Consider the following 21,414-nt stretch of genomic DNA (forward strand, 5'->3'; position numbering starts at 1 on the left):
AAAGGCACGGACTTCGGTAAAATAACCAATGAGCAGGTGGCAATGGTAGCATCATTAATTAACACAAGGCCCAGAAAATGTCTGGGCTACAAGACGCCCCTTGAAGTCGCATCTGTTGCACTTCGAGATTGAATGTAGGACTTATATTTATGATACATTTCCATTTTTTTCTAATTCTTATGAGCATTTAAAGGGCAGAATTTCTCTGCATATAATGAAGCCATCAGAGAGTCCTGCCGGGGTAAGGGCAGGGACAATCATCTTAGGCAACATCCATCAAATTTATGAGAGGACAGATAACTGGAAGGTATTGAGAGATAATGTAGAGTCTCTATGCATCTTTAATGACGAGGCACATAATACCAAAGCAGAACAATATGATGATTTAATCAATAAGCTTAAACCTAAAAGATTTTTCCGTCTTGATACAACTGCAACGCCTGACCGCCTTGATGGCAAACATCCAGATAGCAAAATGATTCTTGTCTATCCTATTGCTGAAGCAATGAGAGATAAAATCATCAAAAGGCCTATAATATTTCATCCTGATGTGAAGAAGGTTCAATTGACCTATGAGGACTTAGAGACAGGGAAAACTATCTCAGCAGAAGAAGTGCCATGGGAGGAGATTGAAAGAAGAAAAATCAGGGCAACCCGCTATATTACAAGCACCAATCCAATGCGTCAGCAGATAGCGATTGCTCTGGAATTGTTAAAACATCAGAGGATGTCAACCCCACCTAAATTTAAACCCTTGCTATTTGTAGTGGCGATTTCCATTGCTGATGCTGAGCGTATCCACAATGAAATAATCCGGGTAGGCGAACCTTACGGGATTAAAAAAGTTCTTCTGGTTACAAATGAATCCGATGATGAATTAAAGGAGGCAGCACGAGACTTAAACAAAAACCCTCAGACAGAATATGATGCCGTAGTATCAGTTCTTATGCTTCGTGAGGGATGGGATGTGCGCAATATCTCGGTTATCCTTCTTTTTAGAAAATTCAGTTTCAAGGAAGTAGGCGGACAAATTTTTTCTGTTTATGGTCCTCAGGTAATTGGAAGAGGCTTGAGAAGGATGAGCCAGAACCCGGATGAATGGGAACGTCTATATGTTGTTGACCATCCAATACTAAAACATAAATGGCTTTGGGACATGTTGAAGGCAACCGAATACCCTGACGCATTAGACCCTGCAGGGGTTATTATTGACATAGAAAAAATTCCTGAACAAAAACAATTAGAAGCTGTTGATGAAGGCGAAACGACACTTGAAGAAGCAGAAAAAAAGCTTGATATCTCTTCCTTGCCACCGACGCCTGAACCTCCTGAGGTTGTTGAGCCTATTTATGAATGGCAGAAGTTCTTGAATGAATATAAATATGATTTTTACAAGATGAATATTACCGAGGAGGTTGAACAGATTAAGAGCCTCAATCTTGACGCTGGGTTTACTACCTTTGATAAAAATGTGCCTGAGATTGAAGTTGAGAAAATATCCAGAATTACCAAGACTGAGCATTGGGCGATAGAAGAGTTAAAAAGGCAATTAATACGGCAGATTCATTTAATTGCCCGTGATGCACTCCTTGAATACGACCGCAATCCAGATGACAGACAGGTTGTTTTAGTGAAGATTATTCGTGAACATGTTAAAAATCGTCTTTTATTAGGGAATGACCTTGAAGAATCAAATAATGAGAGGCAATTGCGTATTCTTTGGGCAATGATTGAGCAGGTGCGGGATGTATTTTTAAGGCCAGAATTGATAGAAGGAATTTTTTTGAGAAAATGATTTATGGTTTCTAAAAAAGGAACTCTGACAAATCTTAAAAGAAGCCCTTATGGACAAGAGGAATATGATTCAACACTTGAGCGTGAATATATGGTTGAACTGGAAAGAAACCCTGCGGTTAAAAGCTGGACCAAAAGGCATGGAATTAAAATACCTTATAAATTTTTAAGTTTTACGAGACATTATTTGCCTGATTTTATGATTGAATATAAAGATGGCAGTAAAGAAATCCATGAGACAAAGGGACTACCATTGCTTTTATGGCTTTCAACCAAATTAAAGGGGCAGACGGCAGAAGATTTTTGCAAAGCACGAGGATGGAAGTATAAATTAGTTACAAAGGGAAGTCAGGCATTTTATGGAAAGGTATAATGTGAAGTTATCAGACAAAAAAGAAAAAAGGCAACAGTTCTATTTCCCTCGCTGAATCCCTCTGAAAAGAAAATCTAAACACATACATTTATCTCAAATCTGCCTTCTCTATCTGATTAGTTGAATCCCCCCTCCTCAGACAAACTTATTCAGGACAGATGGCATTCCTGCGGAGTTTGTCCCTGTAATTAGGAAATGAGCATTTTGGCAGGACAGGAAGTGTATAAGGGGTTTCATAAAAAAATGGTATCATATTGGTTATGTTTCACGACTTTCTCGGATGGCTCGTAGAGGCAGTAGGCACACTCGGTTATCCCGGTGTCTTTATCATGATGGCACTTGAAAGCACCTTTGTGCCAATACCCTCCGAAGCAGTGATGATACCTGCAGGGTATCTTGTGGAGCAGGGAAAGATGGACTTCTTTGTAAGCCTCATTGCAGGTGTCAGTGGAAGCATTGCAGGCTCATATCTGAATTACTTTCTTGCCCTATGGCTCGGAAGACCCTTTATCCTCAGATACGGTAAATATGTCGGAGTATCCAAAGAGAAGTTCCTTAAAGTGGATAAATACTTTCAGAATCATGGCGAGATTACGATATTCATCGGAAGACTTATCCCTGTTGTCAGACACCTCATATCGTTTCCAGCCGGGCTTGGCAGGATGAACCATATCAAATTCACAACCTACACTTCCATTGGAGCAGGGCTCTGGGTGGCAGTGCTACTTGGATTAGGCTATATGATTGGCAAAAACCAGCAACTTATAAATAAATACCTCACTCAGGTTACAATCCTCCTCGTCATTGCCTCTGCCGTTACAGTGATTGCTTATGTCTACCTTAAAAAAAGGTATCTAAAGCCCTGAATGCCTGTTGAAAAATTCACTTGTAATATAAGAGTTTTTCTAATAAACTAAGGCATGACTGCTTTGATACTTTCAGGTGGTGAAAACAGGAGAATCCCTGTTATCAAGGGCTTTATCGAGGTTGATGGTAAAAGGACAATCGAATCTCAGATTGAGCTTCTCAGAGGCATCTTTGACAGGGTCGTCATAAGCACAAACACACCAGAGCTTTATTTTTACTTAGGATTGCCTATGATAGGGGACATTATAGGAAAAGGAAAAGGGCCTATGTCAGGGATATTATCTACACTTTTAAGCACAGGCGAGGATGAGATTTTTGTAATTGCATGTGATATGCCCTTTATAAAACCAGACCTTATAAGGCATATATTACAAAACAGGGCTAAGGATGCCACTATACCTGTTTTTAACGGAAGGCCTGAGCCTCTTATGGCGGTCTATACAAAAAACATCATCGGTGTCATGAAAAAAAGGATTGAAAAAGGACGGACATCTCTTCGAGATATGTTGGGGGAGATTAATGTCAGGTATATAAATGACTCAGAGATAAGGGCAATAGACCAAAAAGGAAGGTCTTTTGTTAATATAAACACAGAAGATGACTTAAAACAATTAAGAGAGGAGGTTTTGAGATGATATTCCCAATATTTGGAGGAATTGGCACTACGGAGCTTATCATAATCCTCATTATAGTCCTTTTGCTTTTTGGCGCATCCCGACTGCCTGAGATTGGAAAAGGCATAGGTCAAGCAATAAGGTCTTTTAAGAAAGGCATGTCAGAGCCCGAAGAGATAGATGTCACACCTAAAAAGCCTGTAGAGAAAAAAGAAGAAAAAGAAAAAGAAAAAGAAAAGGAAGAAGAAAAACAAGAGAAGCAAAAGGGTGAATAGAGGCGCTCTATCAGAGATAGACCTCCAAGCTATTGCCCATAACCTCAAAGAGGTAAAAAGGGTTACAAAAGGACTGCCTGTAATTGCGGTTGTTAAGGCAGATGCCTATGGCCATGGCGGAGTGGAAGTATCGAGGGTCTTTGAAAAACAAGGTGTGCACTCACTTGCCACTGCATTCATAGGAGAAGCCCAAAGGCTTAGAGAGGCAGGCATCAGGATACCAATACTCGTGCTTTTTGACTGCTCCGATATAAAGAGCTTCTTTAGCTATAACCTTATACCTGTAATACACGACCTTCGGACACTCAAGGCATTCTCGAAAGAGGCAGGAAAAAGAGAATGCACTATAGATGTCCATATAAAGGTTGACACAGGCATGGGAAGGATGGGATTTACATCTGAAAAAGATGCCCTTAAGGTAGTGCAATTCAGCAATATTAATATCACAGGGCTTATGAGCCATTTCTCAGAGGCAGACCTCTCAGACATAGGGTATGCCCAAATGCAGTTAAATAAATTTCTTGAGGTAAAAACCTGCTTCAATAAAAAGGGTCTCAGACCTCTTTGTCATATGGCAAACAGTGCAGCTACAGTGAATCTCAGGGACTCGCACTTAGATGCAGTAAGACCCGGACTTATGCTTTATGGCTGTTCTCCGTTTAAAGGGCATATGGAAGGCATGAAAGGCATCCACCTTAAAGCCCCACACACGGTCTTCACAACGGTCTTAGCCTTAAGAGAGCTTAAGAAAGGTCAGCCTGTAAGCTATGGAAGAACATTTATAACGACTCGAAAGACCCTCGCAGGGGTTCTGTCAGTGGGTTATGCAGATGGCTATCCAAGGGCACTGTCAAATAAAGGCTATGTTATACTGAAAGGCAAATTAGCTTCTGTTATTGGCAGGGTTTGCATGGACCTTATAGTAGTGGATGTCACCGATATAAGGGGTGTTAGGGAAGGAGACAAGGCAATACTCTTAGGCTCAGAAGGTAAGATTACTATTTCTGCATGGGAGCTTGCAGAAAAGGCAGGGACGATTCCCTATGAGATTCTCACATCTCTCTCAGGCAGGGCCGAAAAGATTTATGTGAGATGAGATGCTGAACTTCATAAGCTCTATAGGAAGACTCTCCATAAGGTTCTTAGAGGAAACAGGAAACATCCTTCTCCTTTTATGCTTTACCCTTAAACAGATGGTAATTCCGCCTTATGAGATAAAAAACACCCTTAAACAGATGCTTGAGATAGGTGTGAAATCCCTGCCTGTGGTCTTGATAACTGCAGTCTTCACAGGCATGGTGCTTGCCCTTCAGACATACACAGGATTTAAGAGATTCGGTGCAGAGGCATTTGTCGGCACAGTGGTTGCACTTTCCATGACAAGGGAGATGGGACCTGTGATTACAGGGCTTATAGTCACAGGCAGGGCAGGTGCCTCTATGGCAGCAGAGCTTGGCACAATGAGGGTTACAGAGCAGATTGATGCACTGGAGACATTAGCCACAAACCCCGTAAAATATCTCGTAGTGCCGCGGTTTATCTCAGGAGTCATAATGATGCCTGCACTCACTGTGCTTGCAGATATAATAGGCATAATCGGAGGCTATCTGATTACAGTTGGGCTTTATGGTGCAAGCTCCACGGTCTATTGGAAAAAGACATGGGATTACCTTGAGACAGAGGATATTTATAACGGGATCATAAAGGCGGCTTTCTTTGGCGCCAGTATTACCCTCATAAGCTGTTACAAGGGGTTTTATACCACAGGAGGCGCAGAGGGAGTTGGAAAGGCAACAACAGGTGCGGTCGTGATTTCCTTTATGACAATACTTATATCGAATTATTTTCTTGCGGCATGGTTATATAAATGATTGAGGTTATAAACCTGCATAAATCATTTAACGGCAAACATGTCCTTAGGGGCGTTGACCTTAAGGTAAAGGAAGGCGAAAGCATGGTTGTAATCGGAGGAAGCGGCTCAGGCAAAAGCGTCCTCATCAAGCATATAATCGGAATACTCAAGCCTGACATGGGAGATATTTTAATAAACGGCGTAAATATAACCACTCTAAGGGAAAATGAGCTTTACACTATCAGGAAAAAATTCGGAATGCTATTTCAGGGAGCCGCATTGTTTGACTCCATGAGGGTCTGGGAGAATGTGGGGTTTTCTCTCCTCAGGAATAAAACCTTCAGCGAGAAAAAGGTAAAGGAAACTGCCATAGAGAAACTTAAGCTGGTTGGGCTAACAGGCGTTGAGGACCTTATGCCTTCTGAGCTTTCGGGAGGGATGAAAAAACGGGTTGGACTTGCAAGGGCAATTGCCCATGAGCCTGAAATACTTCTTTATGACGAGCCAACCACAGGACTTGACCCCATAATGGCAGATGCCATCAATGACCTCATCGTTAAGATGAGGGAAACGCTCAGGATTACATCCATCTCTATCACCCACGACATGATGTCTGCATATAAGATAGCAGACAGAATTGCCATGCTCTACGAGGGGAAAATCGTAGAGACAGGCACGCCTGCTGAGATTAAACATTCCCAGAATCCAGTTGTCAAGCAGTTTATAATGGGAAGCGCAGTAGGTCCAATAAAAATCGAAGGGGTAACGCATTGAAAGGCTCTATCAAGACAGAGCTCATAGTTGGAATCTTTACACTAACTGTCTTTATAGTCTTAGCATTCATGACATTTAAAGTAACGGATTTTCAATGGAGAAAAAAAGAGGGATATATCATATATGTTCATTTTAAAAACATCTCAGGGCTCGATGAGAAAACAGACTTCAGGATTGCAGGCATAGACGCAGGTGCTATCGAGAAAATCGAGCTCATAGATGGCAGGGCAAGACTGACCCTCAGGGTAAATCCCTCGGTTAAGATTTACTCCGATGCCTCTGCCTCTATAAAGTTAACAGGAATGTTAGGAGATAAATACCTCTCCATCTCACCCGGAATCGAGGAGCCTATACTTAAAGACGGAGATACCATTGAAGATGTCAAAGAAATGGTTGAGGTTGACGAGCTTATGACAAGCCTTTCAGAGGCATCAAAAGGCATACAAAACCTTGCCTCTTCAATCAACAATACCCTCGGAGATGAAGACTTCAGAGAGTCTCTGAAAGAGACAACTGCCAATCTCCGTGATATAACAAAAACCCTGAAAGAAACCATCGAGGACAATAACCAGAAATTCACCTCTATCCTCTCGAGGGTTGACTCTATCACTGCCTCCCTCGATGACCTTATAAAGACAAACAGGTCTCCAATGACAAACACCATAGCAAGCCTGAATGAGTTTACAGGGGAATTGAAAAATAAAGGACCTGAGCTTATAGAAAACCTAAATAAAGCCGCAAAAGACCTCAAGACACTGCTTGAGGAGAACAGGCCTTCCCTAAAAGACATAAGCAATAAGACCGCTTCCACCATGAACTCCCTTCAGAATATAACATCTGCAATCGAAAAAGGAGAGGGAACCTTAGGCAAGCTCCTCAAGGACGAAAAACTCTATAACTCCCTGACGAATGCAATCACAGGCGTAGAGAAAACCGTAGCGGCAATAGACAGGTTCAGGACATTCATTACATTTCAGGCAGAATATCTCTCGCGCCTGCATGAGGAGAAAGGGTACTTCTATGTGACGCTTCAGCCGAGACCAAACAAGTATTATATACTTGGCGTAGTTGGAGACCCTGCTGGAAGTATCTCGGTTACGGAAACCACCACAAACGGAACTACTGTCAGAGAAGAAAAGCTAAAGGCAGGGCTTGAGTTTACAGCCCAGTTTGCTAAAAGGTTCAAAAATACAGTCCTTAGAATAGGGATTACGGAAAACACCTTTGGAGCTGGTGCAGACCACTTCCTATTGAAAGACAAACTGAAGCTCACTTCAGATGCTTGGGATTTTGGAGAGGACGAATATAAGGCAAAAGGTCCTCATGTAAAAGTTGGCGCTGACTATTTCCTCTTCAAGCATGTCTTTATCTCAGGAGGTATAGACAACCTCTTAAACGAAAAGCGCCGTGGCGTATATGCAGGGGCAGGCATAAGGTTCGAGGACGAGGACTTCAAATACATCTTTGGCACAGTGCCTAAAATACCCGGACAATAAAAAGCCTCTCACCTATGACTAACCTGTTTTCCTTTTAAACTCCTTAAGAACATCAATATCAAATACGATGTTTCTGCCAAGTCTCTTTGATTTCAAGCTACATCTCTTTACCCATCTTCTAACAGTTACCTCTGCAACTTCAAGATACTCTGAAGCCTCCTTAATGGTAAAAGGAGACTGTCTTATATCGCCAAAGACCTCATCATGGGTGTAGAGGTCTTTGTCAAAGCCATGCCTTGCTATTACTGCAAAGAGCTTCTCCCTCTCCTTTACAGGCATTTCTATTATCTCTTTATAAACCCTTTCTGCTGTTGTCATGGTTATTCAACCTCCCTTATATACCGCTTAAGATTGCGGTAGAAATTCTCATGTGTATCTACCATATACATAATCAGGTAATCGCTTTTTACCCTGTATGCCATCAAGTATTCCTGCTTCTTGAATTTAAATTTATGAACACAGAGTCCTGTCAAGTCTCCTTTCTTTGCCTCACCGACTTCAGGTGCCCTTTTTATCTTCTCTGTTTCATCCTCAATAACAAGCTGAAGAGGTCTGGACTGCTTTTTAACAAATCTCCTGAATGCTGATTTATATAAAACATCCATGATTAATAAAATGATAAGTTAATTGGTCATTTATGTCAAGGGGCATTTTTATACTTGAGAGGATTTTTCAGAGAGGAGCACGATTTGGTTGACCCCAACAAATCATCTCTGTTTGTTTTGCTGCCACTGCTGAAAGGCAATACCTCCATCGTGGACCATTTCTCTAATAACTACCTTTTCCTTTTCGACATCAAATATAAAATATGTTCCAAGGACTCTTCCCCACCATAATTCAATATAAATTAACTTTTCGTTAATCCATTTAATTGTTGTCGTATATGTTGCCGCATGATCGATCAATTCTATTTTAATAATATAGTCACGTTCGTTAAAAACTCTTATTTCTGTTGACCAAGGGCCAGGCTCCATGATGTCTGGCGAGTAAACAACAAACCAATAAGCTCCATTAGGAGAATAATTCCTTTCCTTTTCTCTTAATATTTTCTCATCTATATTGGTATGTGAGATTTGAATACGACTTTCATAATTATTATAAAATTCAGAATGAAAAATTCTTGGGCCTGTCCATTTATCTGGCGTTGTGTGCCAGTCATAGGCAGGTGCATTATTCAGACTTATTAAGAAGAACAGGATAACTAAACTTCTCATTGTTCCTTATTTTTATGGAGTGTTCCTCTTTTAAAACAGCGTTGTCCCTTCCTTCCGTTGTCCTACGACCCCAAACCTTCGGGAACGACTCCTCTGCCCTTTATCTTAATCAGGCATTGTTTTTCTGTCAAGAATAAAATAGAGCAGTAGATCAGCAGAGCAGTAGAGCAATAGGGGTTGCAGGGGGCTTTGCCCCCTACACCTTAAAAGGGAGGAAGGGCGGGTTAAAACCATAGTTCATTTTTTACTTGACAAATAACTTTTGTAGTGTTATTATCTAACTATAGTTTATAGACCCTTTGACAGGCTCAGGACGCAGAAAGAGACGGACATTGAAAGAGCAGAGGGTTGCAAATGAGATACTTAAGCAGGAATACGGTATAATCCGGAACCAAAACGGAACTAAACGGAACTATAATGAAGGCAGAATCTTTAAAAATCAATGGGTTATGAAGATACCCCCCCTCCCCTCTTAACTAAAGCACATGGGAGGCGTGATGAGCGAGAATCAAATTACCATTGACCCTGACATTAGTTGCTTTTATAATAGAGCAGGATGACAGAAGGCTGAGGAGGTTTCTATGAGTATAAGAAGAATTGGAATTATCACGAGTGGTGGCGACTGTGGAGGCCTTAATGCAGTTATTAAGGGTGCCTCACAAATGGCATCTCATATAGGCATGGAGACCGTTATCATCCCTAACGGCTATGCAGGGCTTTATAACCTCATTGACATGGACTCCGTGGTTGTGCTGACACAAAAGAGGGTCGAGCAGATGGAGGCTGGTGTTGCAGGCAGTGAGGCAGGTCATTCGAGAGTGAAGATTAAAAAGATAGATGACCCACAGAAATACGAAAGGATAAAGAAGGGGCTCGAAAAGTTCAATATAGGAGGCCTTGTGATAAGCGGAGGCGATGACACAGGCTCTGTTATGGTTGACCTTTCAGCTGAGGGAATCCCCTGCATCCATGTCCCAAAAACCATGGACTTAGACCTTCAGTCATACAGCGTTGGCGGAGACTCTGCCATCAACAGAATTGCCTTATTCACAAGGGACATCAAGACAACCGGCTTAAGCCATAACCGCATCATGGTCATAGAGGTATTCGGTAGATATGCAGGCCATACTGCATTGAGAGGTGGAATTGGAGCAGAGGCTGACTGCATCCTCATCCCTGAGATACCTGTTGACTTCGACATTGTGTATGAGCACATGAAAAGGCTTTATATGTTAAGGGTTAGGGGTAGTGATGTCAGGGCAGGCACATATATTATTGTTGCAGCCGAAGGCATGAAGGATGCTCAAGGCGAGGCAATTGCAGACAAGTCAGCAGGAGTTGATGCATTCGGACATGCAAAGCTTTCAGGTGCAGGCAAGTATGTAAGAAGGGAGCTTGAGGAAAGGCTTAAAAAAGACCCTGAGATAAAGGAGTTTATGAAAGACACAGGCATGTTTGCCCCGGGTGTGTATGAAGCCCCTGAAATCAGGGAGGTTGTCCCAGGGCACCTTGTGAGGTCAGGACAGACTTCAGCCTTTGATGTTAATTTTGGAAAACAAGCAGGCTCTGCGGCTGTAATACTGCTTACAAAGGGCATAAGCGGAAATACGGTTGTCAGGGTCTCTGGAACAGAGATACAATACATGCCAACCTCAGATGTAATAAAACAAAGGACGGTTGACATGAATGAGGTTGCCCTTTATGAGGCAATGGGTATATGTTTTGGAAGAAAGCCTGAGACATTTAGCCCTGAATGTATTGAGGTAAAAGGCATTATCCAGAGACATCTTTAGAAAGTGGGGTCTTCAGTCGTCTTCTTCGAGTTTTTTCTGGATGGTCTTTATCTTGCTCTGAAATTCCTTTGTAAGGGAATCTGCCTCTTCCTGATTGCTTATGACATAAGGGGTTACCAGCAGGAGGAGTTCGGTCTTCCTTGAGGTGTCGGTTGTTGTTGAAAACAAATAGCCTAAGATGGGTATCTTGCTGAGCCATGGGATGCCTGAGCGTCCCTGCTGTTTTAATTCCCTTATCAGTCCGCCTAATAGGAGTGTGTGTCCGCTTTGGACAACAGCAGTGGTTTTTGCAGTTGTCGTCTTAATACCTTGATAATTCACTCCTGCGATCGGAACAAGGTCTCCGAGTTGACTAATTTCCTGAGTTACATCGAGTGTAACACGGTCTTTTTCGGTTATATGGGGTTTTACAGTCAGGATTGTTCCAATAGTTTTATACTGCACAGTTGTGGTCTGTCCTCCGGTTACAGTTGAGGTGCCAGTTGCTATAGGTATCTCATCACCGATTTGTATCTTTGCTTCCTTGTTGTCCACTGTAAGTATATGCGGGCTTGCAATGACATTGAATTTTGAAGTCGTAGAAAGCGCACCTAAGACATAATTGAACACCGTGGTATCAATACTTCCAGAGACTACAGCTGCAAATCTATCAGTAGGGGTTGAAGTTGCAGCGCCAATGTTAAAGCCTACCTTATCCCCTGATTTCGTTGTCAGGAGCCATTCAAGCCCGAATTTAGTTTCATCAGAAAGGCTCACCTCTGCAATCATAACCTCTATGAGAACCTGTTTGACCGATATATCTATTCTCTTTAATATCTCAAGGAGTGCAAGATAGCTTCTTGGGGTGCACTGAACGATGAGGGCGTTTATGTCCTCATATGCAGTGATTGTAATATCCCCTATTGCTCCTGGCAGACCCTCTGTAATTTGTGTTACAGAGGCAGGTGCTATAGTGCCGGGTCGTGGTGTTTGAGGCACAGGCGTAGGCATTATAACGCCTTTCTTTCCCTCGTACAGTGTCTTTAGAATATCAGCAAGTTTTTTAGCCTCTCCGTTTTCAACATAATAAACGAATGTCTTTACGGATTCGCCTTCTACATCCGATATATCCACTGCCTCTATAATCTTCATGAACTTTACGAGGGTATGAGGAAGTGCAGTCACTATCAGAAGGTTGGCAGGCTCATAAACAATAATGTCAGTGCCTCTCGGGGCAAGATTTCTAAGGATGTTTGCCGCCTCGCCTGCCTTTACATATCCAAGTGGTATAAGCTGTGTGATAAAGCCCTCATCGAGCTTTTTGACCACTTCTTTTCCTTTTTCGACCTCGAGGGGCTGCATCTTTGCCGTATCTATTGGCACGATTCTATAAAAGGCACCGTCTTTTACAGCAGTAAGACCGTTTATCTCAAGGATTGTCTGGAATATCCTCGAAAGGTCTTTTAGAGGAAACTTTTTGTATGACTGAATCGTTACCTTTCCTGTAATGCCTGGTGTAAGGATATAGTTCATCTCGAGCAACTCTCCGAAGGAGGCTATGACTGTCTCTATGTCAGCCCCGTCAAAATTCAGTATTATATATTTTCCCTCTTTCTCCTCCTCTATCCTTACAGGCTCGACTTTTTTCTCTTTAGGCGGCTCTGGTTTTACGATGAGCTCAGGCAATATCAGTTTCTCGGGAGTGATGACCTCCTCTTTGATTACCTCTTTTTTAGGCGCACATGAAAAGACCAATGAGACAGCTATAATTATCGAAAGCCTTTTTAACATAATTACCTCTTTATGGTCTTGACCTTTTCCATGCTCAACCTTATTTTCTCCTCATTCCACATCAAGTCAACAGTCCTTTCCCTTATTTCAACGACAAGGACATCTCCAATCCTATCGCCCTTTCTGAGCGGTATTGCCTTTTCAGTGCCTTTCTCTATCAGGGCAATATACTCTCCGTGCTCGTTTCTTATTATTCCTTTTAAATTCAACAAAGGCTTTTCCGCAGGCGGAAGTAGAGATACGATGTTTGCATTTTTAGGGGTAAGGACAAGAGACAGAGGCTCTACTTCACTCCTTTTGGGGCTGAATACATTCCGCTCATGTATCTCTTTCCCCCATGAAGGCTTATAATAGGGCAATGCCTTTTTCTCTCCTTCCTTTAGTGCCTTTTCAGCAGTTTCAATCTCCTCTAACGGATTATACAATACTACCTCCTGATAGAAATTTCTTAATAAGATTAGCATAATAACAAGTAAAATTCCTATTATAACGCGGCGTCTTATCATATCTTCGTAAGACCTGTAATCTGCACCTTTATCCTCAAGGTCTCGTCCTCCGCTCTTAGTCCTGCCTTTGTTATGTCGAGTCTTTCTATTTTTATGAACTCCCTGCCCGAATCCATGGATTTGAGGAAACTGCTGATTTCCTTTATATTGCCCATTGCCTCCACCTCAATCGGAACACCGACATAGAATTCATATTTGATTGAAGCCCTCATCCTTACTGAGCTTATTTTTATGCCTGCTTTCTCTGCGCGCTCTTCAATCCTTCCATGAAGTGTTGAAAGTGCTATGGACTCATTGGAAAACTGCATTATATTTTCTTCCATCTCCTTCAGTTCTTTGTCTACTTTCTTAAGCTCCTCCTTTGAAAGCCCACCTTCTTTTATAAGGGTATCATATTTTTTCAGTGTCATGTATTTGTCACTCAGGGTTTCTTTAAGCTCCAGCCTCTTGTCAGAAAGCGGATGTATGAAAAACAGATATATGGCACCAAGAACAGAAATGACCCCTATTACCGCTACCGACCTTCTCACTCTTCAATCTCCATCTTAAGGGAAAATCGCTCCATATCGTCTTTTTTGGTAATGGCTGAGGAAAACTCCACTTTCTTGAATAGAGCTGACTTCTCCATGGGCTCGATTAAGCCCGATGCCTTTTTTGCAAATCCCTTTATCTCTACCTTTGTGCCTTCTACAGATAACTCTGTAAGCCATGCACCTTCAGGCATGACAATGGTTAATTCCCTCAGCACCCTGATGCCTGTGAATGCCTTACTCTGAAAATCGAGCAGGAAGTCCTCTCTTTTTTCTATCTCCTCAAGCTCTTTTTTATCTTCAACGAGCCCCCGTGCAGTGGTTTTTATCTCGCTTATACGGCTTTCTACTTCATCTAATGCCCTGCGGTCTTTATAGTAGGCGGATATGGTTGTGGCTATGAATATCAGTGCCGAAAAAATGCCGATAAGGCTTATGGTATAAGGATAATAATCCTGCCTTGAAATGACTAATTCCTCGGGCATGAAATTTAGGGCAATAGTCCTTCTTTTAAACGCAGAAAGTGCAATTATATTTGGAATGGAAAAAGGAAGGCTCTTAAGATTAATGCCCTCAAGGGGTATACTACCTGCACCTGCCATGTATATCGGAGCTCCCCTTGCGACTTCAAGCTCCTCTATAAGGGCTTTTTCTTCTACGGACTTTAGATTGAGGTCTTTTAGCCTTGCAATATGGAATGCATGTCTTGCAGGATAAAGGAAGATTGCATCACCCTTCTTTTTATCCGTGGATATGAACTCATTCAGGGCTTCTATAAAAGAGCATCTTACGCCAATCAGCGTTAGCCCTGTATCTTTCAGACACTCTCCTATCCACTCAAGCCGTTCCTTTTTTATACTAAGGACAAGGTTTTTTGTGATTTCCTTTGTTGTCTCGATTGTATGGAAATCGAAGATGTATTCCTCGGGTGGAAGTGGCAAGTATTTTTCTATCTCGAATGCAAGTGCATTTCTTATGTCTTCTTTAGACTTAAGGGGAGGCAGTTGGACAAAGCTGTGCAGGAATTCCCTGAGGTCAAGACCAATGACAACGCCTTTAATCCCGAAGTCATTTTTCCATCTAAGAAGGGATTCCCTTATAAGGTTGTTCCTTTCGGCAGTGGACTCTGGAAGGGACATCTCCTCTAAGCGAAGGGATTTTTTAAGCCCAAATGTAGTGCTTATGATAGAGACCCTTAGATAGTGCTCTCCTATATCAAGTCCGACTGCTTTCAATGCCTTCCTTCCAGTAAATGGTTTTCATCTCAGGACCTTTGGTGCCCACAGACCTTTTTACTATTGCAGTTAGTTTTACGGTTTGACTACTGCCTGGTATAGATGCAGTTATTTCGAGCCTGAAGTTCGAAGATGCAGTTGTAAGTCCAATGCCTGGGGTTACTGCCGGTATGACTCTAAGACCTCCTACATCTTTTGTTCTTAACTTCATTATATTTTCGATATCCGTATCGCTCAGCCCTGTCAGTCCGAGAGTCTCTTTGGATGCAGTGTTTATATTGACTGCCATGCTATGGGTCGTAATCAGGGGATAAAGGGCAGATGTCTCTTCAGAGCCGTAAAGATATTCGGGCTTAAAGCCTTTTATAAGCAGAATCTCATCAGGAGTGTCAAGGAAGCTGTTTTTTGCCACATATGGCGTCTTCAGGGTCTTGTAGTAATCTCCTTCAGCACCTGAAAGATGGTGCAGGTCATCAGGGTCTTTCCAATCAGACAGGGAGTCTATGAGCCCCTGAATCTCCTCCTCCGGAATGCGGGAATATGCAAAGAGTTTTCTTAGCATGTCTTCATTCATGGTGTTTATGTTAAATCTTGCCTCCTCATCCGAGACCTTTATCTCTACGAGGACATTGCCATAGGTTTTTTTGCCTGATATAGCTCTTTCCTTGTCTGTCCAGAATGTGCCGTTTTCATCGATGAAGTCAACTGCAGGGTCTTTGTCCAAGAGCAAACTGCCGAGAGCCTCTTCATAGGCAGATATCGCAGAGTAATACGACAGTGTCTCCTCCTTGAAGTTTCTTGTGCTTTTACTTCCGTGTCTTGTTGAAAGTAAAAGATTCAAGCCAATCACCAGAAGAAGCACTAAAACCCATAGGGTCATAAGGAGGGCAATGCCTTTCTCTGACTTCACAGCTCAACCTGCGTTACCCTCAGGACCTCATCCACCGAGGTAATGCCTCTTTTGACCTTCTCGATGCCGTCTTCTCTGAGGGTTCTCATTCCCTTTAGTACTGCCTTTTCTTTTATCTCTCTGGATGTTGCCTTGCTTGTGATAAGCCCACTTATATCGTCATCTATAAGGAGGATTTCGAATATGGCAATTCTACCCCTATAGCCTGTGCCAAGACACATCTCACAGCCCCTGCCTCTCCATGCAGTGCTCATATCAACTGCAAGCTCTGTCTTTAAGTCCTCCGAAGGCGTATAAGCCTCTTTACAGTGTCTGCATATTCTTCTTACGAGCCTCTGTGCCATAACACCAATGAGGGTTGACGAGACAAGGTAGTTTTCTACTCCCATATCCACAAGCCTTGTGATGGCAGAGGATGCATCGTTTGTATGAAGGGTGCTGAAAAGAAGATGCCCTGTAAGTGCCGAATGAATCGCTATGTTTGCAGTCTCGGTGTCCCTTATCTCGCCAACCATTATAACATCCGGGTCCTGCCTTACTATGTGTCTCAATCCGTTTGCGAATGTAAAGCCTATCTTTGGTCTTACCTGAATCTGGTTGATTCCCCTTAAGAGATATTCCACAGGCTCTTCTATTGTGATTATCTTTTTTTCCGGAGAGTTTATTTTATCGAGCGAGGCGTAAAGGGTAGTGGTCTTTCCAGAGCCTGTTGGACCTGTAATCAGTATCATGCCATATGGTTTTTTGATAAGCCCATCGTATTTTTCAAAAAGTATCGAGTCAAAGCCCAATTCTTCAAGCCCTATGAAGGATGCCTCACGGTCAAGAAGCCTCATTACTATGCTTTCGCCGTATATGGTTGGTATGGTAGAGACCCTTATGTCAATGTCTTTGACTCCGAATCTTCCTCTGATTCTTCCATCCTGTGGCAGTCTTCGCTCTGCAATGTTCATCTGGCTCAAGAGTTTTATCCTCGATGAAAGTGCGGACTGCACCTTTACAGGCAACATCTCCTTATCATACAGAATGCCGTCAACCCTATATCTGATTCTCACTGCGGTCTCTTCAGGCTCCACATGAATATCGCTTGCCTTGTCCTTTACTGCGTTGTCTATAAGGAGGTTGACAAGCTGTATTATGCCCTTTTCCTGAGCAAGGTCTTTTAGGTGGCTTACCTCCTCCACTGCCTCCTCGGACATGCCCTCTACGCCTTCGATGGCACTCTGCATTACTGCGTCTCTGGATACTAAAAGTGTCTCTATGTGATTCGAGATAGAGGCAGGAGTTGCAAGATAAAGTTTTATCTTATAGTCAAATGACGCCCTGAGGCTGTCAATTACATCTGTCTTTGTCGGGTCGCTTATGGCTATATGGAGGGTGTTATCCGAGATTCTCAAGGGGAAAATAAGATTTTCCCTGAGAAAACTAAAAGAGAGCTTTTCGATTGGCATTGCCTTTGGGAATTCCCCTTCTGACACTATGGCAATACCATACTGCTCTGATAATGCCTCGAGGAGATTTTCCTCATTAAGGGAAAACCCCACTAATATCTCTCCGAGTCTTCTTTTGCCTCCTTCGGCTTTCTGTATCTCAATGGCTTTTTCAATATCGACCTCTTTAACATATCCATGCTCTAATAAAATCTGACCTATCTTTTTCATATCAATATTATAGCATCTCTTTTAATATAATACACGAAGTTTACCGCTAAAACTTAAAGTATGAGCTTAAGACCTTTCCATTCTCATCCATGAATACCTTTGCCACAAAGTGCTCGCCATATATAAATGAAAACGAAAGCTCCTTCCATGTGACTACTGTCTTACCATTTTGTTTTTTCACCTCTGCATAAGGATACTTTGCAAAATAAAGGAAGCTCCTTACAACCTTGTCGTCCTTAGACCTCTCGATTGCAGGCTCATCTGCCTGAGATGGGTATGTCTCCTGTATGCATATCCTTTTTGTAAACAGGTCTGCAAAGCCTACCTGAATCCCGTCGTTTGACTTTGCCACAAACCACCATCTCAGGAAATCATTTGGAAGTGGACAGAGCTTGCACACCGAGTCACTTAGCCTTGTCCTAAGGAAATCCTCTGTCTTTTCATGAAGATAATATCTTCCGAAGATGTAGACTCCGATGAGGAGTATTGCTATGCCTGCAACTGCCTGAGCCCTTTTCTTATTGATGCGGCAAGCAATCGTAGTTATGAGAAGTCCGATTGAGATATATGGGTCTATTATAAATGTAAGGTCAAATGAGTATTGCATATCGTCAAAAGGCATCAGAATCCTTGTTCCATACTGGTTTGTGAGGTCAAGAAATATGTGAGTGCCATACCCTAAAAGGGAAAGGAAAAAGTAATAGAAGAATCCCTTCCTCAGCCCAAAGATTAGGGCAATCAGAATGGATACGGCAATCATAGCAGGGATTCCATGTGTTATGCCCCTGTGGTATCTGAGAAATATGTCCGTTCCCCAGAGCCTGCTTATGTAGTCAAGGTCAGGTGCTATGGAGGTAAAAAGCAAAACACCGAATGCGGACTTTTTCTTAAACCCTAAGTTTTTAATTGTTATTCCTGTAAGGGCGTGTGTAATGGGGTCCATAGTGCTTAAAAGATTAACATTTTCCATAAAAAAAATTCTTGCAATCCTTTATAGGTATGCTATGCTTATTACAAAGATTTTAATTTTACTAAAAGGAGGGTTTAAAAAATGAAGATATCGAGGCTTTTGTTAGTAGTCTTGATTGTAGTAGGGCTTTCTTCTACAGCATCTTTTGCCGCCCAATATGCTGGCTCTGATGCTTGTTTCACCTGTCATCCAGACAAATACAATGACTGGAAGACATCGGGACATCCATATAAGCTAAGGACTGCCTCTAATGCAAGGTATGCGCCCCTACCCTTGCCAAAAGGCTACACATGGGATGATATAAGTTATGTAATCGGCGGACACAGGTGGAAGGCAAGGTATATGGACAAGCAGGGCTATATCATCACAGGTGACAAAGAAGGTAAGGCGATGCCAACCCAGTGGAACATCAAGACAGGCAAATGGGTTGATTATAACCCCGGAAAGAAGACGCCTTATAAGTGCGGGCCCTGTCATATGACTGCTTACTCTCCTGAGGGACATCAGGATGGTCTTGAAGGCATTGTTGGCACATGGACAGCACCTGGGATTCACTGTGAGGAATGCCACGGGACTGGTAGCGAGCATATAGCAGGTGGAGACAAGACAAAGATAAAGGTTGACAAATCATCCTCTGCTTGCGGAAAGTGTCACATAAGAGGAGAGAAGGAAAAAATCCCTGCAAAGGCAGGCTTCATCGAGCATCATGAGCAGTATAACGAATACATTGCAAGCCCCCATAAAGACAAGGTTGAATGCGTTATATGCCATGACCCTCATAAGCCAGCAAGATTTGGAATAAGAAAGGCATGTGTAGAATGCCATAGCAAACAGGAGGCTGAATTCAAAGACAGCACAATGCAGAAGGCAGGCATAAGGTGCATAGACTGTCATATGCCAAAGGTAGGAAAATCAGCAGAGGCAAAGTCGAAGCTTCAGGCAGATGTCAGAACGCATAACTGGAAAATCAGTCTTGACCCAAAGGCAATGATGTTTACCGAAGATGGAAAATCCGCAACAGGAATCCTCACACTGGATTTCGTCTGTCTTAACTGTCATGGCTCTAAGGACATGAAGTGGGCAGGGAAAAAGGCAAAGAAGGCTCATACCATCGGTAAATAGTCACAAGGGGATCCTGTAGGGGGAATGCAAATTCCCCCTACTCTTAATTACGCCCATGGTGTTCCGCCATCTACAATGCTATGTTCTTCCCACATGAACCAGTTTCCTGTGTCAGACATGAAGAAATATGTATTTGCAAACACTGCGTAATGCTGTTCCTCTTCCTTTATGAGTCTTTCAAAGAGTGCCCTTTCCTTTTTGGTCTTTGCCTCTTTTAGGGATTTTTTATAAAACTCAACTCCATTTTTCTCCATGCCCATGGCAATCTTAAGGGCATTCATCTCATCGGTAGTTGCCTCAACCCTTTCTATAAGCTCATGCTTCATCTCCTCGAATATACTCTTTATGTTTTTCATGGGACTCACTTCTTTTGCCTTGATTTTAACTTCCTTGAAAATACTGCCGAGCATCCTTAGATGCCTTTTCTCATCCACCATTATGGATAGGAACATCTTTTTTCCAACAGGATGAGATGTCTTTTTAGCTGATTCTTTATAGAAGGCTATCGCATCTTTTTCCATTTTTTTTGCTATCTCTATTGCATTAGTCATATAACCTCCTTTTCAAACTGCTCTTTAGGTGCTCCGCACACAGGGCATGTCCAGTCAGAAGGCAGTTCTTCGAAAGGGGTGTTTGGAGGGATTCCTCCATCAGGGTCTCCTGCCTCAGGGTCATATACATACCCGCACACAGTGCACTTCCACTTATCCATAGAAAACCTCCTGCCTAAATCTTAGTAAGAAAAACAAGGGCTGTCAAATTATTCCTTTCCTCTAAAGCTGTCATGCTGAATTTATTTCAGCATCGCTACCCTCCCCTTGCCCTTTAAACTAAAAGAGGGGTTGTGGTAGGATTAAAGGAAAATGGGGTTATTGATTTTGGAAAGGAATATAGGGTGTGTCCCTGATCAAAATCTGATTAAAATTCTTAATCATCCTTAATTTCTGAATTTACCTCTACATTTGTGCTTTTCATTTTTGGTATAATATCCGCAATGAGATCATAAAGACTATAACACTTGGAGGCAGTATGACAAAACGCAAGAAAGAAGGAATAACAAGAGATGCTGGTGGTGAATTATTCACTACCTTGCCAGGTCCTGCCCATTCAATATCAGCAATTGGCCCAAAAGCTGAAGCTGTCATTTTAGACTTTTACCAATCACATATTGATTCGCCCCTTTTTAAAGTTGATCATCAAGATTCATTAACTAAACTTGCAAAAGCTTTTGGGGAACAGTGGAACGATGAGGAAGCTACAATAGTTATAAAAAAATATTTAGAAGCAGTAGAGAAAGCTGAAAAAATAGACATAACTGCGCTAAGCCAATGGGTTCTTGCCCATCCAAACGATGCAAGAGCAGTTCTTAACTGCATGAGTATTGAACCACCGCAGGGATTTGATATTATCCGTGTCTTATCAAAGGCTGGCAGTCAGAAGCTTGTATTTCTTGCCACATGGCACATCGAACAAAAACAAGTGGTGCTTAAGAAACCAATCGGATCACCAGAGTTCATTGAGGTGTGATGTCAATAGTGGACACCAATTGGCTCATGCCGCAAGCCTTTTTTCATAGAACTGTTTTTCATAGGCGGCAGGGGACAGATACCCAAGCCTCGCCTGCTTTCTCTGCCTGTTGTAGAAGACCTCTATGTATT

General features: G+C 42.3%; 24 protein-coding genes. 12 read left to right on the forward strand and 12 right to left on the reverse strand.

All coding sequences use genetic code 11. The features are described 5' to 3' along the window. The first annotated feature begins 214 nt into the window (after positions 1-214). The 9 genes from HY805_05565 to HY805_05605 all read left to right on the forward strand — a co-directional run bounded on the left by HY805_05565 (position 215) and on the right by HY805_05605 (position 8,045). Positions 215-1,795, forward strand: a complete 1,581-nt coding sequence (locus HY805_05565) for a DEAD/DEAH box helicase family protein (protein MBI4823680.1) — start codon at positions 215-217, stop codon at positions 1,793-1,795. Positions 1,796-1,798: 3 nt separating this feature from the next. Further along, positions 1,799-2,167: a hypothetical protein gene (locus tag HY805_05570; GenBank protein ID MBI4823681.1), complete on the forward strand. Its 369-nt coding sequence runs from the start codon at positions 1,799-1,801 to the stop codon at positions 2,165-2,167. A 260-nt stretch (positions 2,168-2,427) separates the two neighbouring features. Further along, a complete protein-coding gene (locus HY805_05575) occupies positions 2,428-3,033 on the forward strand; it encodes a DedA family protein (protein ID MBI4823682.1) in 606 nt (201 codons plus the stop codon). Positions 3,034-3,087: 54 nt separating this feature from the next. After that, positions 3,088-3,669 (forward strand): molybdenum cofactor guanylyltransferase, encoded by a 582-nt coding sequence (locus HY805_05580; protein MBI4823683.1) that lies wholly within the window; start codon positions 3,088-3,090, stop codon positions 3,667-3,669. Between the two features lie 8 nt (positions 3,670-3,677). Beyond that, positions 3,678-3,923: a twin-arginine translocase TatA/TatE family subunit gene (gene tatA, locus HY805_05585; GenBank protein MBI4823684.1), complete on the forward strand. Its 246-nt coding sequence runs from the start codon at positions 3,678-3,680 to the stop codon at positions 3,921-3,923. Then, a complete protein-coding gene (gene alr, locus HY805_05590; protein ID MBI4823685.1) occupies positions 3,916-5,019 on the forward strand; it encodes an alanine racemase in 1,104 nt (367 codons plus the stop codon). Before tatA ends, alr begins: the two co-directional genes overlap by 8 nt. 1 nt (position 5,020) lies before the next feature. Continuing rightward, on the forward strand, positions 5,021-5,794 hold the full coding sequence (locus HY805_05595; GenBank protein MBI4823686.1) for an ABC transporter permease: 774 nt from the start codon (positions 5,021-5,023) through the stop codon (positions 5,792-5,794). Further along, a complete protein-coding gene (locus HY805_05600; GenBank protein MBI4823687.1) occupies positions 5,791-6,549 on the forward strand; it encodes an ABC transporter ATP-binding protein in 759 nt (252 codons plus the stop codon). Before HY805_05595 ends, HY805_05600 begins: the two co-directional genes overlap by 4 nt. After that, a complete protein-coding gene (locus HY805_05605; protein ID MBI4823688.1) occupies positions 6,546-8,045 on the forward strand; it encodes an MCE family protein in 1,500 nt (499 codons plus the stop codon). Before HY805_05600 ends, HY805_05605 begins: the two co-directional genes overlap by 4 nt. 18 nt (positions 8,046-8,063) lie before the next feature. On the opposite strand, the gene HY805_05610 is transcribed toward HY805_05605, so the two are convergent. From HY805_05610 to HY805_05620, 3 genes are all read right to left on the reverse strand, one after another. Continuing rightward, complete coding sequence (locus HY805_05610; protein MBI4823689.1) at positions 8,064-8,363, reverse strand: helix-turn-helix domain-containing protein; 300 nt, start codon at positions 8,361-8,363, stop codon at positions 8,064-8,066. A gap of 2 nt (positions 8,364-8,365) precedes the next feature. Beyond that, positions 8,366-8,650: a type II toxin-antitoxin system RelE/ParE family toxin gene (locus HY805_05615; protein ID MBI4823690.1), complete on the reverse strand. Its 285-nt coding sequence runs from the start codon at positions 8,648-8,650 to the stop codon at positions 8,366-8,368. 102 nt (positions 8,651-8,752) lie between these two features. Then, positions 8,753-9,259: a hypothetical protein gene (locus tag HY805_05620; GenBank protein ID MBI4823691.1), complete on the reverse strand. Its 507-nt coding sequence runs from the start codon at positions 9,257-9,259 to the stop codon at positions 8,753-8,755. Between the two features lie 587 nt (positions 9,260-9,846). On the opposite strand from HY805_05620, the gene HY805_05625 reads away from it, so the two are divergent. Continuing rightward, positions 9,847-11,052 (forward strand): 6-phosphofructokinase, encoded by a 1,206-nt coding sequence (locus HY805_05625; GenBank protein MBI4823692.1) that lies wholly within the window; start codon positions 9,847-9,849, stop codon positions 11,050-11,052. A 12-nt stretch (positions 11,053-11,064) separates the two neighbouring features. On the opposite strand, the gene HY805_05630 is transcribed toward HY805_05625, so the two are convergent. The 7 genes from HY805_05630 to HY805_05660 all read right to left on the reverse strand — a co-directional run bounded on the left by HY805_05630 (position 11,065) and on the right by HY805_05660 (position 18,634). After that, entirely contained in the window at positions 11,065-12,822 is a 1,758-nt protein-coding gene (locus HY805_05630) for a hypothetical protein (protein ID MBI4823693.1), read from the reverse strand. A gap of 2 nt (positions 12,823-12,824) precedes the next feature. Beyond that, the gene (locus tag HY805_05635) at positions 12,825-13,247 is read right to left on the reverse strand and encodes a hypothetical protein (protein MBI4823694.1); all 423 of its coding nucleotides are present in this window, start codon (positions 13,245-13,247) and stop codon (positions 12,825-12,827) included. Positions 13,248-13,324: 77 nt separating this feature from the next. Beyond that, a complete protein-coding gene (pilO, locus tag HY805_05640) occupies positions 13,325-13,858 on the reverse strand; it encodes a type 4a pilus biogenesis protein PilO (protein ID MBI4823695.1) in 534 nt (177 codons plus the stop codon). Next, positions 13,855-15,093, reverse strand: coding sequence for a PilN domain-containing protein (locus HY805_05645; GenBank protein MBI4823696.1), 1,239 nt, complete (start codon positions 15,091-15,093; stop codon positions 13,855-13,857). Before HY805_05645 ends, pilO begins: the two co-directional genes overlap by 4 nt. Beyond that, the gene (locus HY805_05650) at positions 15,074-16,003 is read right to left on the reverse strand and encodes a general secretion pathway protein GspK (protein ID MBI4823697.1); all 930 of its coding nucleotides are present in this window, start codon (positions 16,001-16,003) and stop codon (positions 15,074-15,076) included. The genes HY805_05645 and HY805_05650 overlap by 20 nt, the downstream gene beginning before the upstream one ends. Continuing rightward, positions 16,000-17,664 (reverse strand): Flp pilus assembly complex ATPase component TadA, encoded by a 1,665-nt coding sequence (tadA, locus tag HY805_05655; protein MBI4823698.1) that lies wholly within the window; start codon positions 17,662-17,664, stop codon positions 16,000-16,002. The genes HY805_05650 and tadA overlap by 4 nt, the downstream gene beginning before the upstream one ends. 46 nt (positions 17,665-17,710) lie before the next feature. Continuing rightward, complete coding sequence (locus HY805_05660) at positions 17,711-18,634, reverse strand: metal-dependent hydrolase (protein MBI4823699.1); 924 nt, start codon at positions 18,632-18,634, stop codon at positions 17,711-17,713. A gap of 81 nt (positions 18,635-18,715) precedes the next feature. On the opposite strand from HY805_05660, the gene HY805_05665 reads away from it, so the two are divergent. Next, a complete protein-coding gene (locus HY805_05665; protein MBI4823700.1) occupies positions 18,716-19,756 on the forward strand; it encodes a cytochrome c3 family protein in 1,041 nt (346 codons plus the stop codon). 47 nt (positions 19,757-19,803) lie between these two features. Here HY805_05665 and HY805_05670 read toward each other — a convergent pair whose 3' ends face one another. Beyond that, positions 19,804-20,307, reverse strand: coding sequence for a ferritin family protein (locus tag HY805_05670; protein ID MBI4823701.1), 504 nt, complete (start codon positions 20,305-20,307; stop codon positions 19,804-19,806). Then, positions 20,304-20,468, reverse strand: a complete 165-nt coding sequence (locus HY805_05675; GenBank protein ID MBI4823702.1) for a rubredoxin — start codon at positions 20,466-20,468, stop codon at positions 20,304-20,306. Before HY805_05675 ends, HY805_05670 begins: the two co-directional genes overlap by 4 nt. Positions 20,469-20,785: 317 nt before the next feature. Here HY805_05675 and HY805_05680 point away from each other — a divergent pair, with 317 nt between their 5' ends. Beyond that, complete coding sequence (locus HY805_05680) at positions 20,786-21,283, forward strand: hypothetical protein (protein MBI4823703.1); 498 nt, start codon at positions 20,786-20,788, stop codon at positions 21,281-21,283. The last annotated feature ends 131 nt before the right edge of the window (positions 21,284-21,414 follow it).

This window comes from Nitrospirota bacterium, from assembly GCA_016207905.1.
In the GTDB taxonomy this organism is placed as follows: Bacteria; Nitrospirota; Thermodesulfovibrionia; order Thermodesulfovibrionales; family JdFR-86; genus JACQZC01.

Excerpts from the sequence above, each read along its gene's own strand:
- HY805_05565 (MBI4823680.1), top strand. The coding sequence starts at position 215 with ATGAAGCCATCAGAGAGTCCTGCCGGGGTAAGGGCAGGGACAATCATC.
- HY805_05570 (MBI4823681.1), top strand. The coding sequence starts at position 1,799 with ATGGTTTCTAAAAAAGGAACTCTGACAAATCTTAAAAGAAGCCCTTAT.
- HY805_05575 (MBI4823682.1), top strand. The coding sequence starts at position 2,428 with ATGTTTCACGACTTTCTCGGATGGCTCGTAGAGGCAGTAGGCACACTC.
- HY805_05580 (MBI4823683.1), top strand. The coding sequence starts at position 3,088 with ATGACTGCTTTGATACTTTCAGGTGGTGAAAACAGGAGAATCCCTGTT.
- HY805_05595 (MBI4823686.1), top strand. The coding sequence starts at position 5,021 with ATGCTGAACTTCATAAGCTCTATAGGAAGACTCTCCATAAGGTTCTTA.
- HY805_05600 (MBI4823687.1), top strand. The coding sequence starts at position 5,791 with ATGATTGAGGTTATAAACCTGCATAAATCATTTAACGGCAAACATGTC.
- HY805_05610 (MBI4823689.1), bottom strand. The coding sequence starts at position 8,363 with ATGACAACAGCAGAAAGGGTTTATAAAGAGATAATAGAAATGCCTGTA.
- HY805_05615 (MBI4823690.1), bottom strand. The coding sequence starts at position 8,650 with ATGGATGTTTTATATAAATCAGCATTCAGGAGATTTGTTAAAAAGCAG.
- HY805_05620 (MBI4823691.1), bottom strand. The coding sequence starts at position 9,259 with ATGAGAAGTTTAGTTATCCTGTTCTTCTTAATAAGTCTGAATAATGCA.
- HY805_05630 (MBI4823693.1), bottom strand. The coding sequence starts at position 12,822 with ATGTTAAAAAGGCTTTCGATAATTATAGCTGTCTCATTGGTCTTTTCA.
- tadA (MBI4823698.1), bottom strand. The coding sequence starts at position 17,664 with ATGAAAAAGATAGGTCAGATTTTATTAGAGCATGGATATGTTAAAGAG.
- HY805_05660 (MBI4823699.1), bottom strand. The coding sequence starts at position 18,634 with ATGGAAAATGTTAATCTTTTAAGCACTATGGACCCCATTACACACGCC.
- HY805_05665 (MBI4823700.1), top strand. The coding sequence starts at position 18,716 with ATGAAGATATCGAGGCTTTTGTTAGTAGTCTTGATTGTAGTAGGGCTT.
- HY805_05670 (MBI4823701.1), bottom strand. The coding sequence starts at position 20,307 with ATGACTAATGCAATAGAGATAGCAAAAAAAATGGAAAAAGATGCGATA.
- HY805_05675 (MBI4823702.1), bottom strand. The coding sequence starts at position 20,468 with ATGGATAAGTGGAAGTGCACTGTGTGCGGGTATGTATATGACCCTGAG.
- HY805_05680 (MBI4823703.1), top strand. The coding sequence starts at position 20,786 with ATGACAAAACGCAAGAAAGAAGGAATAACAAGAGATGCTGGTGGTGAA.